Here is a 12335-nt window from a genome sequence, read left to right on the forward strand (position 1 = left end):
GGTGCAGCCTGGGACGGTGGGGCGGCCGAGGTTGGTGGCGTTGCTGGATGAAGGGGTACAGCGACGGCTGCTGACAGTGGTGGCGGACGCTGGGTTCGGGAAGTCGACGCTGTTGGGCTCATGGGCAGCGGGACGGGCCTGTGCCTGGCACACCGTGCGCGCCGAGGACGGCTCGCTGTCCGCCATGGTGTCCGGCCTTGTCGGTGCGCTCCGGCGGCAAGTGCCCGAACTGGACGCCATCCCGGCCGAGCTGCAGAGCCCCCGCGGACCGGACGCCGACGCTGAGCAACAGACCAGAGCCCTCGCGTACGCCGCTCTGCTTGCCGATGCACTGGACGCGAACCTCACCAACGACCTGGTGCTCGTCCTCGACGACCTGCATGAGCTGGACCCGGCCGCACCCGCCACGAAGCTGGTCGAGGGCCTGATCCGTACCGCTCCGCCGAACCTGCACGTGATCGTTGCCTCCCGCACCCCGATGCCCTTCGGGATCGACCGGCTCCGTGGCCGCGGCCAGGTGCTGGAGATCGACGCCACCGCGCTCGCGTTCACCGTCGCCGAGACGCTCGCCGTACTGGAGAACGTCCTCGGCGACGGCATTGAGGATCTCGCCGAGCCACTCCAGTCCGCGGTCCAGGGCTGGCCGGCCGCCGTACGTCTGGCAGTGGAAGCACTGCGGACCGCGCCCGCCGACCAGCGCGCCACCCGCCTGCGCCGGGCTCTGCGCTCGGACGGTCCGCTCTACGACTACCTGGCCGAAGAGGTCTTCGCGGCCGAGCCTCCAGCAGTACGACGCTTGGTCGCCGGCGTGGCTGTATTACCCCGGTTCAGTGCGGAGCTGTGCAAGGCGATCGGACTCACCGACAGCGCAGAAACGCTGCAGCAGCTCCGCACGCGCGGACTGCTCGTGTCCGCCGGCGAGGACGACGGCTACGAGCTCAATCCGCTGGTGAAGAACTTCGCCACCGACAGACTGGTCGTCGATGAACGCGAGCTGACTGAGCTGTCGCTGCAAGCCGGGCAGTGGTTCGAGTCCGTGGGGGAGCATCGCGACGCACTGGCGTGCTACCAGGCAGTCGACGCGGTGAGGGCGGCCTGCATGCTGACCGAACGCGGGCATGCGATGGTCAGCGGCGGCTTGGCCGAGACCGTGGTCGCGGCTGTCGGCGCGCTGCCCGCTGGGCTGCGGGACTCCGCGATGGATCAGCTGGAGGGCGAAGCTCGGCAGGTCCTCGGTGACTGGCAGGGCGCGATGGAGTGCTTCGACCGGATCATCGAGCCGGAGGGCGAGATCCCGGTCGCCATCGCCTGGCGGCTGGGCCTGATCCATCACCTGCGTGGCCAGACCGACGTGGCGATCGCGACGTACCAGCGTGGACGGATCGACGGACGGCACCCGACGGACGAGGCGCTCCTGCAAGCCTGGTGGGCTGGTGCGCACTGGCTGCGTGGCGAGTTCGCTGAGTGCCGCGCGCTCATCACCGCGGCGTACGAGACCGCCAAGGTTTCCGGCGACGACAGGGCGCTGGCAATCGTGCACACGGTCCTCGCGATGCTGGCCGCGGTGGACAGCGACCCCCGCGGCAACTCCTCCCACTACGTGCGGGCGCTCGAGTATGCGGAGCGCGCGGGCGACCTGCTGCAGGCGATCCGGATCCGAGTGAACCGCTCCTCGCACCACATCTCCGAAGGCGACTACGCACTCGGCCTGAAGGAGCTGGACATCGCGCTGGAGCTCGCAGATCGCGCGGGCTTCGCAGTGTTCCGGGCGCTGGCGTTGAACAACCGCGGCGAGGCGCTGCTCAGGCTCGGCCGGCTGGACGAGGCCATCGGCGAGCTGGAGGCGTCCCGCGCGCTGTACCAGAAACTGGAGTCCAAGCGGGTCGCTCAGCCGCTGTCGGTCCTGGGCGAGGTCTACCGCCAGCGTGGCGACCGCGCCATGGCCAGAGCATGTTTCGAGGAAGCCATCCCGATGGCCGAGGAAACCAGGGACATGCAGTCCCTCGTACCGTCGCTGGCCGGACTCGCCAGGGTCCTAGCCGTGGAGGAACCGGAGCGAGCCGCTGAGCTGGCCGCACTGGCACGCCAGGCGGTCGACTACGGCCCAGTCCTCGGCCTGTCCGGCGCACTGGTCGCTCTCGGCTGGGTCACCCTGCACGCCGGCAATCAGACCGAGGCGGCGGCGACCGCAGAGGAGGCTGCCGCGATCAGCCGCAAGCGCCGTGACCGGGCCGGTCTCGCCGACGCTCTGGAGCTGTACGCCGCAGCAGGCGGCGGCGAGGTCCTGCACGAGGTGCTGAACATCCGCAGTGAGTTGGGCGACCAACTGGGTGAGGCGCGGGCCGAACTGATGCTTGCCGGGCGCACCGATGGTCCAGAACGTCGTGAGCTCGCCCTGCGCGCACACCAGCAATTCCTGGCGGCAGGCGCAACGCGCTACGCGGCAGCCGCGCTCGCGACCAGTGACGCGACCGGTCCGGCGCCGGTCCGCATCGAGTGCCTCGGCGGCTTCCGCGTACTGAGGGACGGCAAGGCGATCCAGCTCGGGGAGTGGCCGTCCAAGAAGGCACGCGACCTGCTGAAGATCCTGGTCGCCCGCCGCTGCCATCCGGTCGCCCGCGTCCAGTTGCTGGATCTGCTCTGGCCGGACCAGGACGAGTCGGTCGCCTCACCCCGCCTGTCGGTGGCGCTGTCGACCGTCCGCTCGGTGCTGGACCCGAACAAGAGATACCCGCCGGACGGCTTCGTCGGAGCGGACCGCGCGACAATCTGGCTGGATGGGGAGCAAGCGGCCGTGGACGTGGAGCTGTTCCTGCATGACGCCTGGGAGGGCCTCAACACCGGCGACCTGCGGTTGCTCCGCGCGGCCGAGGCGGCGTACAGCGGGGACTTCCTGGAAGAGGACGTGTTCGCGGACTGGGCTGCGGGGATGCGGGAGGAGGCGCGGGCGCTCTACGTCCGGGTGGCACGGGTGCTGGCCGAGCGCGGGCGGCGTGACCCCGACGCGGCGGCGGGGTATCTGCTGCGGATCCTGCATCGGGACCAGTACGACGAGCGCGCGCATCTGGGCCTCGTGTCGGCGTTCCAGGCGAGTGGTGCGCACGGTGAGGCCCGCCGGGCGTACCGCACCTATGTGCAGCGGATGGCCGAGCTCGAGGTCGAGCCTGCTCCCTATCCGGCCGTGCCGGCCCGGCTTTAAGGCTGCCTGAAGATTCCTCCGCACCATCTGAGGATGGCTGCGCCGGTGCACAACCCTATGGTGGTCCGCGAGTTCGGGGACGCCGGTCATTCCGGTCGCGACTACCGCACCGAACCCGGTACGCCGGTCAGGGCGACCCTGGCCGGTGTGGTGATCCAGGCCGGTGCCGGTGAGGTCGTGGTCGAGTCGAACGCCATCTGGCACGTCTACGACCATCTGTGCGATCTCACGGTCAGCCAGGGGGAGACCGTGGAGACAGGAGACCGGCTGGGGGCGGCAGCCGGTACCTACCTGCACTACGAGGAGCGGGTGGCGCCGTACGAGGCGGACGGCCACCGGAGTCCGCAGTTCGACCTGCACACGAATGCGCGGCGCTACGGTTGAGCCGTGATCACGCCCTTCCAGACTGCCCGCCTGGCAATGCTCCCCCTGAAGGTCGAGTACGCCGGGCAGATGGCCAAGGTGCTGGCCGATCCCGCGCTCTACACCTTCATCGGTGGTGAACCGCCGACGGTCGAACGCATCGAGGCCCGCTACCGGCGCCAGCTCGAGGGACCGGGGCGTCCCGATGAGCACTGGCTCAACTGGGTGATCCAGCACGACGACGAGCTCGTCGGCTACGTGCAAGCCACCGTCACCGGCAGTACGGCGGAGATCGCCTGGGTCATCGGCAGCCAGTGGCAGGGGCGCGGTTACGCGAAGGAGGCCGCTCAGGGCCTGGTCGCCTGGCTGAACGCGCAGGGTATGAAGCGCATCATCGCCCACGTCCACCCGGACCACGCCGCGTCGGCAGCAGTCACCACGGCCGCCGGTCTCACCCGTACGGACGAACTGGACGACGGCGAGTACCTCTGGACCACATGACAACAGCCCCGGCCGAGGATCGGCCGGGGCTGCTGTGTGCTCAGGTCAGAGCGGGCGGACGTTCTCCGCCTGCGGGCCCTTCGGGCCCTGGGTCAGGTCGAACTCGACCTTCTGGTTCTCGTCCAGCGAGCGGTAGCCGCTCGACGCGATCGCCGAGTAGTGCACGAACACGTCGGCGCCGCCGTCATCCTGGGAGATGAAGCCGAAGCCCTTCTCGCTGTTGAACCACTTCACTGTGCCGCTAGCCATGATCTGTTCCTTCTGTGGGTCCTGATGGGTGTCGGTTGCCGCAACCAGCCCTCCCACACAAGGCCTCGATCAGGCCCGGAATGAGAAAACGCCCGGCGGATCACAAATCCGCGGGCGTCTTGAACGTACGTGGAACTGCAAAACTGCAACCGCTGGAAACCGTAGCACACCTAGTGCCCTGCGGCATGATCACCAGGAGCCACGGTGGTCGGGCACGAACAGGGTCAGCGGCAGGATCAGCAGCAGTACGACCGCGAAGACGACGAAGCTGTTGGCCTGGGCCAGCCCGCCGTTCTGGGCGTGCGCCAGCAGCGCGGTGGTGATTGAAACCGCGACGATCCCACCCGACTGCCGGAACATCCCGCGCAGCCCGGCGATGGCCGAGATCTGCGCCGGGGCCAGCTGCAGACTGGCGTTGTTCGACGCAGGGATCGACAGCCCCATCCCGATGCCGGTGATCCCCGCGGCCAGCGCCAGCCACGCGTACGGCGTCAGTCCGTGCGGGGCCACGGACATCACCGTCATCCCGGCCGCGACCAGCACGAACCCACCGATCATCGGCGTCCGGTACCCGGTCCGGCGCAGCGCGAAGACAGCCAGGCCGGCCACACAGATCATCCCGACGGCCCTTGCCGTGAGCAACGTTCCGGCCTGGAGCGGCTGGATCCCGTAGCGCGATTCGGCATAGAGCGGAACCAGCGCACCGAAGCCCAGGACGGCGGCGCCGAACAGGAAGTTGATCGCGTTCATCGCCCCGAAGCCGCGCCCACGCAGCAAGGAGATCGGGATGAACGGCGCGGCCCGGCGGTTCGCGTGCCGGACGAACAGGACGCCGAGCACGATCGCGATCACCTCGGCGCCGATGAAGAACGGATCGGCGGGCGTCGCGCCGTTCCCGCCGAGCAGCGTGATCCCGTACATCCCGAACAGGATGGTCAGCCCCAGCAGTACGGCGCCGACCCCGTCGACGCGCGCGGCGCGCTGCGGAACACCGCGCGGGATGAACCGCAGACCGAGGACGATCAGCAGGGCGCCGATCGGCACGTTGACGATGAAGATCTCCCGCCAGGACCAGTAGGTGACGATGATGCCGCCGATGATCGGGCCGAGGATGCCGCCGATCGGGAAGATCGAGGTGAACATGCCGATCGCGCGGTCCCGGTCGCGCCCGAACTGTTCGGACACGATGCCGGTCGCGGTCGGCATGAAGGCGCCGCCGCCGATCGCCTGCAGGGCGCGGAACACCACCAGCAGGTAGATGTTGTCGGCCAGGCTGCACAGCAGTGACGCGATGGTGAAGAGCACCGCCGCGCCGAGGAAGATCCGCCGCCGGCCGAACTGGTCACCGAGCCGGCCGGCCAGCGGCATGACGATGATCTGGCCTAGCGCGTAAATCGTGATCGTCCAGCCGCTCCAGGTCAGCTCCGCGTTCAGGTCGCCGCGGATGGCGTTGAGCGCGGTCGCCACTATGGTCTGATCAATCGAGGCCATCAGGAGAGCGATCGAGACGATGCCGAAGACCACCCGCCGGTGGGCCAGTGGTTCGTCCGCGGCCGGTTCGGCGATTTCCTGGGGTGCACTCGACGATTCCATCGATGAACAGATTACATTGCTTGCCGGCAGGCAATAAAGGGGTGACATGACGGACACCGAGACGTTGAGCCGGCTCCGCGGCGTGATCTCCAGGCTCGCGCGGGAGCTCAACGCCACGGCCACCGGCGAAGGGCTGACGCCGACGCAGGCGTCCGTGCTGGGCCTGATCGCGTTCCGCGGTCCGCTCGGCCTGACCGAGCTGGCGCAGCTCGAGGGCGTCAACCCGACGATGCTGTCCCGGGTCGTGGGTCGGCTGACGGAGCTCGACCTGATCCAGCGCGACCCGAACCCGGAGGATCTGCGGGTGATCCAGGTCGAGGCGACCGAGGCCGGGCGGGAGGTGCACGAGCGGGTCAAACTGCTGCGCACCGAGGCGATCGGTGCCTGCCTCGACGAGCTGCCGGACAAGTCGGCCCGGCAGGTCATCGACGCGCTGCCGGCGCTGGAGGAGCTCGCCCTGGCCCTCCGCGCGACCCACTCCTAATGCGTGACGAGTAGCCCGTCGACAGCGTCGTACGCGTCGGGTGTCCCGGACCAGGTCTCGGCGCACTCGGAGGTGCCGCACTCGCAGGCGAACGGGTACGGCGGCAGCTCCGCCAGCCCGATGTCCGCCTGCCACAGTCGTCCCTGACGACAGGCAGCCGCGTTCTCGAACTGCCGTTGCGCGCTCAACGCCGTACCTGCGGGCAACCGCGGCAGCTCGCCCAGTGCAGCCTCCACACCGCGAGCGATCCAGGCCCAATCGGGTGTGGCCGGCACCTCGATGAGTGTCCGCCCATGCTCCACTGCCTCACGTCGTACCAGCTCAGCCAGTACGGCGTCCCGCGCCAGCAGACCCTCCAACCGGGCACGCCCGGCGGGATCGTGCGCCTGGGCCAGCCGCTCCTCCCTCGCCCGCCGCGTCTGCTCCGCATCCGGCACCAGCCACACCGCTGCGATGACCGACTCATCGGCCATCGACGGGTACAACTGTGGCCCCTCCACCAGAGCCGGTACGTCGCCCAGCCCGCGCGCCCGCACGTCCTCGGCGACGAGCTCCAGCCGCGTCCGCGCGATCCGCACGAACGCGTCGGCGGCGTACTCCGGCCCCTCGGCCAGATCCTCAGCCAGCGACCGCATCGGTGACATCCGCCCGACATGGTCGTATGTCCACAGGTCCACCGGATGCAGCGGCAGGTCCGAGCGCCGCGCAAGGTCCCGCGCGATCGTCGACTTCCCTGCTCCGGGCGCCCCGCCGATCCACACCATCCGCGGCCAGGTCATCGCACCATCCTGCCAACACAATGGTGCAGCGATCTTCGAGATGCGGACGGAGCGCCGGGACAGGCCGGATTCGTCGGGCGAGCACTTGCCGAAAATGTGATCTGCGTCATGCCTTGACCGGATACAGGCGCCCGCCTACTGTATGCGGTATACCAAGCCCCTCCGGAAGGTGGGACACGCATGGACACCGCACGGTTCGCCGTCAACTGCTCGATCCTGTTCACCGAGCTCCCGCTGCTGGAGCGGCCCGCCGCCGCGCGCGCCGCGGGCTTCGCGGCGGTGGAGTTCTGGTGGCCCTTCGACACTCATCTACCGGGTGACGCGGAGGTGGACGCCTTCGAGCGCGCCATCCGCGACGCCGGCGTACAGCTGATCGGACTGAACTTCGCCGCCGGCGACATGCCCGGCGGCGATCGCGGCCTGGTCTCCTGGCCGCAACGCTCGCTGGAGTTCCGCGACAACATCGCGGTCACTCTCGGCATCGGCGAGCGCCTTGGTTGCCGGGGCTTCAATGCCCCGTACGGCAACCGCATCGAGGGCGTCAGCCCACAGGACCAGGACGACCTCGCGGCCGAGAACCTTGCGCTTGCCGCGACCGCGGCCGGGTCGTTCGGCGGCGTCGTACTGGTCGAGCCGGTCAGCGGCGCCGACCGCTATCCGCTGCGGACGGCGGCCGACGCGGTGGCCGTGATCGAACGGCCGGAACGAACCCGGCACCGGGGAGATCCCGGCCGGCCAGCACCTCGCCGAGCTCGCCGCGGCGGGCTATGCCGGCTGGATCGCGCTGGAGTACAAGCCCGCCCGCAGTACGGCGGAGAGCTTCGACTGGATCCGCTGACCGCACCCCGCAGTACGAGCTGAGCCGCCCGATTGGAGCAGGTATGCCCCGAATGACCGCAGCCCGCGCCGCCGAGGAGTTCCTCCGCCGCGAAGGCGTCACCCACACCAGCCGGCTCGAGGGACTGAGGAGGTAGCCATGAAAGTTGCGGTTCTCGGCGCCGGTGCGATCGGCGCGTACGTCGGCGCGGCCCTGCACCGCGGTGGGACGGAGGTCCACCTGGTCGCCCGCGGCGCCCATCTGGACGCGATCCGTTCCGGCGGTGTGAAGGTGCTCAGTCCGCGCGGCGACTTCGAGGCGCGGACGCCGGCCACCGACGACCCGGCCGAGGTCGGGCCGGTCGACTACGTCTTTCTCGGATTGAAGGCGAACTCCTACGCGAGCGCCGGCCCGCTGGTCGAGCCGTTGCTGCATGACAAGACCGTCGTCATCGCAGCCCAGAACGGCATTCCCTGGTGGTACTTCCACGGCCTGAAGGGTCCGTACGAGGGGCGCCGGATCGAGTCCGTCGACCCTGACGGCTCGGTGACGGAGGTGCTGGCGCTCGACCGTGCGGTGGGCTGTGTCGTGTACTGCTCGACCGAGCTCGAGGGACCGGGCGTCGTACGCCATCTGGAAGGCACTCGCTTCTCGATCGGCGAACCCGGCGGCGGTGTCTCGGATCGGTGTACGGCGTTCAGCGAGGCGATGATCGCGGGCGGGCTGAAGTGTCCGGTCGAGGCGGACATCCGCGAGGACATCTGGATCAAGCTGCTCGGCAACGCGGCGTTCAACCCGATCAGCGCGCTGGCGCGGGCGACGATGGTGGAGATCGCCCAGCACCAGGGGACGCGGGCGATGATCCGGTTGATGATGGAGGAGACGCTGGAGATCGCGGCCGCGGTCGGCTGTCACCCGGACATCTCGGTGGACAAGCGGATCAACGGCGCCGAGCGGGTCGGTGAGCACAAGACCTCGATGCTCCAGGACCTGGAGAAGGACAAGCCGCTCGAGCTCGACGTGATCCTCGCCGCCGTCGTCGAACTGGCCGACCTCACCGCTACCAAGGCGCCCACCCTGCGCGCGGTCCACGCCGTCGCCGACCTGCTCGCCAGCAAGATCGGCACCGGCCCGTCACTCGCCCACGCGCCGACCTCAGCCCCCGCCCCGGCGGTGCATTCCTGAGCCAGGTGGGTCCGGCCACAGCGACGCCGGACCCACCTGTTCCACTACAGCTCCAGCGGACCCAACGAAGGCCCCGCCACGAAGTGCGCTACCGGCTCGGCCATCACGTCCAGTTCGAGTACGACGAGCTCGTTGCGGCCAGGACGAAGTACCGGACCGGGCACGTACAACGTCTCCTGCGGACCCCGTCGCCAGTAGCGCCCGAGGTTGAACCCGTTCACCCAGGCAACCCCCTTGCCCCAAGCAACGGTCGACAGGAAGTGGTCCACCGGCTCCTCGACGTCGAACGACGCCCGCCAGGCCGTCGGGCCGACACCGAAGGCATCCGGCTCCGCGGAGTCCCACAACCGCGGGACGGCTTCCAGATCGATCCCACACGCCGACCACCCGGTCGGCTCGGTGGACCCCAGCCGGACCGGCCCGATCAGCCCTTTGGGCTCGCCGATGCGCCGGCCGTAGTTCACCCGACCTTGGTCCTCGACCACGATCTCGAGCCGCCCGCCGTGCGGCAGCATCAACGCACGGTCGTGCCGCTCCCGGTCGAGGACACCGACCGGAGCACCATCGAGGAACACATACGCCCGATCGCGGACCTCGCCGACAGTCAGCAGCACCGGCGCTTCGGCGGCAACCTCGATGCGGAACAACGCCAGCCGCGCATCGAGCTCGTCCAGGTACGGAGGAACGTCGTACGAGGTCCAGTTGCCCCAGGCATCCGGATCGGCGAGCAACCGCACCGGCGAGCCCAGCACCGCCGAGGTCTCCGTCGCTCGCGGCCCCGACGCCGGGACAACGTCGGGGACGGGCGCGTACCGCGAGATCACCTCGCGGAAGGCATGGAACTTCGCAGTCGGGCTCCCCGCCTCGTCCAGCGGCGCGTCATAGTCGTACGACGTGATGGTCGGGCGATAGACGCCTTTGTCATTGGCCCCACTCGTCAGCCCGAAGTTCGTGCCACCGTGGAACATGTAGATGTTCACCGACGCGCCGGCCGCCAGCAGCGCGTCGAGTTCGGCCGCCGCATCGGCCACGCCCGTTGTGTGGTGTGGCCCGCCCCAGTAGTCGAACCACCCGTCCCAGAACTCCATGCACATCAACGGCCCGGTCGGCTGGTGCTTTCGCAACGTCGCGAGCCGGTCACCCGCCCGCGACCCGAACGACGCCGTCCGGAGTACGCCGTCCAGCCCGCCGGCCGCCAGCATCGCGTCGACCGGCTGGTCGACGGTCACCAGCGGCACCGTGATTCCGGCGTTCCGGATGATCTCGGCGACGGCCTTCAGATAGGTCGGGTCGTCGCCGAAGGCGCCGTACTCGTTCTCCACCTGGACCAGCAGGACCGGTCCGCCCTGGTCGACCTGCAGCCGCCGGACAATCCGCAGTACGGCGTCCAGGTACTCCTCGATCGCGGCCAGGAACCGCGGCTCGTTGCGGCGTACCCCCACGCCTGGCTCCCGGAAGAGCCAGGCGGGGAGGCCGCCGTTGTCCCACTCCGCACAGATGTACGGCCCGGGCCGGACGATCGCGTACAGGCCGGCCGCGGCCACCTCCCGCAGGAACCGGTCGAGGTCGAGCATCCCCGCGGTGTCGAAGACATCCGGCCGGGGACTGTGCGCGTTCCACGGGACGTACGTCTCGATGGTGTTGAGCCCCATCAGGCGGGCCTTCTCGATCCGGTCGGCCCAGCTGTCCGGGTGCACCCGGAAGTAGTGCAGTGCCCCGGACAGGATCCGGAAGGGCGCACCGTCGAGGAGGAAGTCGGACTCACCGATCGCGAAGTGGGACACAGCTCAGCCGTTCACCTGGAAGCCCTGCTGATTGCCATAGGCAACCAGGGCGTCCTGCCAGGACTTCAGGCCGGCGTCCAGGTCGGACTTGGCCTGGTACGACTTGCCCACGGTGTCGCCGTAGATGCTGTTCGCGTACAGCTCGTACGGCAGGTAGGTCCAGCCCTTGACGACCGTTCCGGCCGCGCCGGTGAGCACCTCGTTGATCTTCTGACCGCCGAAGTAGGCGCTGGCCTTGCCGACGAACGCCGGGTCCTTGAGGTCGGCGGTGGTCGCCGGGAAGCCGCCGCTCGCGAGGAACGGCTTCACGCCCTCGTCGTGGTTCAGCCAGCGCACGAACGCGGCCGCCAGTGCGGGGTTCGCGCTCTGCTTCAGGACGGACTCGGTGCTCCCGCCGTTCTCCGCGGTGGCCGGCTGGCCGTCGTACGTCGGCATCGGGGCGACCCGCCACTTGCCCGCGCCGGCCTTGACCGACGCCTCCATCACACCCGGCATCCAGGCGCCGGTCGGCAGGGTCGCGATGGTGCCGTCGCCGAGCGCCTTGAACCATTCGTCGGTCCAGCCCGGGATCGCGGAGACCAGGCCGCCCTCGACGAGCTGGTTCCAGGTGCCGGTCCACTTCTTCGAGCCGTCGTCCTGCAGGTTGATGCTGATGTTCTTGCCGTCGGTCTTGAACGGCGTACCACCCGCCTGCCAGATCATCGACGTGGTGAAGCCGGCGTCACCGGAGTCGTTGGTGATGTAGGCCTTCGGGTTGGCCGCGTGTAGTTTCTTGGCCGCGGCGACGTACTCGTCCCAGGTCTTCGGCACAGTCAGGCCGTACTTGTCGAAGACGTCCTTGTTGTAGAACAGCGCCATCGGCCCGGAGTCCTGCGGCAGGCCGAACAGACCGCCGCCGGCGTGCACGGCGGCCCAGGTCGAGGCGGTGTACGCCGACTCGTACTGGCTGAAGCCGTACTGGTTCAGGTCGACGAGCGAGCCGGGCAGCGCGAACTGCGGGAGCGCCTGGTACTCGATCTGGGCCACATCCGGAGCGCCCGAACCGGCCTTGATCGCGTTCTGCAGCTTGGTGTAGTGGTCGTTGCCGGTGCCCGCGTTGACGTAGTTCACCTTGACGTTCGGGTACTGCGCCTCGAACGCCTTCACCTGCGCCTCGGCCGACGGCGTCCAGCTCCAGTAGGTGATGGTGCCGCCCTTCTCCAGCGCGGCGTTCACGGCGTCGGGGGAGCCGGTGGTCTGGCTCCCGCTGCCGCTGTCGGTCTTCGATCCGCCGCAGGCGGCCACGGCCGCGAGCGCCGTGAGGGCGGCTCCGGCAACCACCAGCTGCCGGATGCGATGCCAAGGTGGCCGATGTGACTTCATGGTGTTCCCTTTCACTTGA

Annotated in this window: 11 protein-coding genes; 6 read left to right on the forward strand and 5 right to left on the reverse strand. The window is 69.2% G+C overall.

Annotated elements, in window-relative coordinates; translation table 11 throughout:
- Window positions 1-16: 16 nt before the first annotated feature.
- Genes AB0I34_RS30640 through AB0I34_RS30650 form a run of 3 tightly spaced genes read left to right on the forward strand, consistent with a single transcriptional unit; the run spans window position 17 to window position 4063 of the window.
- Window positions 17-3199, forward strand: coding sequence for a tetratricopeptide repeat protein (locus tag AB0I34_RS30640; RefSeq protein WP_360451819.1), 3183 nt, complete (start codon window positions 17-19; stop codon window positions 3197-3199).
- Between the two features lie 33 nt (window positions 3200-3232).
- Complete coding sequence (locus AB0I34_RS30645; RefSeq protein ID WP_360451821.1) at window positions 3233-3583, forward strand: M23 family metallopeptidase; 351 nt, start codon at window positions 3233-3235, stop codon at window positions 3581-3583.
- A gap of 3 nt (window positions 3584-3586) precedes the next feature.
- Window positions 3587-4063: a GNAT family N-acetyltransferase gene (locus AB0I34_RS30650; RefSeq protein ID WP_360451823.1), complete on the forward strand. Its 477-nt coding sequence runs from the start codon at window positions 3587-3589 to the stop codon at window positions 4061-4063.
- A 45-nt stretch (window positions 4064-4108) separates the two neighbouring features.
- Here the strand turns inward: AB0I34_RS30650 and AB0I34_RS30655 are convergent, their stop codons facing one another.
- Together AB0I34_RS30655 and AB0I34_RS30660 are read right to left on the reverse strand one after the other, a co-directional pair.
- On the reverse strand, window positions 4109-4312 hold the full coding sequence (locus AB0I34_RS30655) for a cold-shock protein (RefSeq protein ID WP_131364121.1): 204 nt from the start codon (window positions 4310-4312) through the stop codon (window positions 4109-4111).
- 189 nt (window positions 4313-4501) lie between these two features.
- Window positions 4502-5905, reverse strand: coding sequence for an MFS transporter (locus AB0I34_RS30660; protein ID WP_360451825.1), 1404 nt, complete (start codon window positions 5903-5905; stop codon window positions 4502-4504).
- 46 nt (window positions 5906-5951) lie between these two features.
- Between AB0I34_RS30660 and AB0I34_RS30665 the strand changes: the two genes are divergently transcribed.
- Complete coding sequence (locus AB0I34_RS30665) at window positions 5952-6389, forward strand: MarR family transcriptional regulator (RefSeq protein ID WP_360451827.1); 438 nt, start codon at window positions 5952-5954, stop codon at window positions 6387-6389.
- On the opposite strand, the gene AB0I34_RS30670 is transcribed toward AB0I34_RS30665, so the two are convergent.
- Complete coding sequence (locus AB0I34_RS30670) at window positions 6386-7168, reverse strand: hypothetical protein (RefSeq protein WP_360451829.1); 783 nt, start codon at window positions 7166-7168, stop codon at window positions 6386-6388. The two genes, AB0I34_RS30665 and AB0I34_RS30670, sit on opposite strands and share 4 nt — an antisense overlap.
- Window positions 7169-7348: 180 nt before the next feature.
- Between AB0I34_RS30670 and AB0I34_RS30675 the strand changes: the two genes are divergently transcribed.
- Together AB0I34_RS30675 and AB0I34_RS30680 are read left to right on the forward strand one after the other, a co-directional pair.
- On the forward strand, window positions 7349-8029 hold the full coding sequence (locus AB0I34_RS30675; protein WP_360451831.1) for a TIM barrel protein: 681 nt from the start codon (window positions 7349-7351) through the stop codon (window positions 8027-8029).
- A gap of 115 nt (window positions 8030-8144) precedes the next feature.
- Entirely contained in the window at window positions 8145-9170 is a 1026-nt protein-coding gene (locus AB0I34_RS30680) for a 2-dehydropantoate 2-reductase (protein WP_360451833.1), read from the forward strand.
- A gap of 44 nt (window positions 9171-9214) precedes the next feature.
- On the opposite strand, the gene AB0I34_RS30685 is transcribed toward AB0I34_RS30680, so the two are convergent.
- On the reverse strand, window positions 9215-10954 hold the full coding sequence (locus tag AB0I34_RS30685; RefSeq protein WP_360451835.1) for a beta-galactosidase family protein: 1740 nt from the start codon (window positions 10952-10954) through the stop codon (window positions 9215-9217).
- Window positions 10955-10957: 3 nt separating this feature from the next.
- The gene (locus tag AB0I34_RS30690; protein WP_360451837.1) at window positions 10958-12316 is read right to left on the reverse strand and encodes a sugar ABC transporter substrate-binding protein; all 1359 of its coding nucleotides are present in this window, start codon (window positions 12314-12316) and stop codon (window positions 10958-10960) included.
- Between the last annotated feature and the right edge of the window lie 19 nt (window positions 12317-12335).

Origin of the sequence: Kribbella sp. NPDC050281 (assembly GCF_040655855.1) — a bacterium.
GTDB lineage: Bacteria > Actinomycetota > Actinomycetes > Propionibacteriales > Kribbellaceae > Kribbella.

Coding starts and splice junctions, on each gene's coding strand:
- AB0I34_RS30645 (WP_360451821.1), top strand. CDS start 3,233: ATGGCTGCGCCGGTGCACAACCCTATGGTGGTCCGCGAGTTCGGGGAC.
- AB0I34_RS30655 (WP_131364121.1), bottom strand. CDS start 4,312: ATGGCTAGCGGCACAGTGAAGTGGTTCAACAGCGAGAAGGGCTTCGGC.
- AB0I34_RS30660 (WP_360451825.1), bottom strand. CDS start 5,905: ATGGAATCGTCGAGTGCACCCCAGGAAATCGCCGAACCGGCCGCGGAC.
- AB0I34_RS30665 (WP_360451827.1), top strand. CDS start 5,952: ATGACGGACACCGAGACGTTGAGCCGGCTCCGCGGCGTGATCTCCAGG.
- AB0I34_RS30670 (WP_360451829.1), bottom strand. CDS start 7,168: ATGACCTGGCCGCGGATGGTGTGGATCGGCGGGGCGCCCGGAGCAGGG.
- AB0I34_RS30675 (WP_360451831.1), top strand. CDS start 7,349: ATGGACACCGCACGGTTCGCCGTCAACTGCTCGATCCTGTTCACCGAG.
- AB0I34_RS30680 (WP_360451833.1), top strand. CDS start 8,145: ATGAAAGTTGCGGTTCTCGGCGCCGGTGCGATCGGCGCGTACGTCGGC.
- AB0I34_RS30690 (WP_360451837.1), bottom strand. CDS start 12,316: ATGAAGTCACATCGGCCACCTTGGCATCGCATCCGGCAGCTGGTGGTT.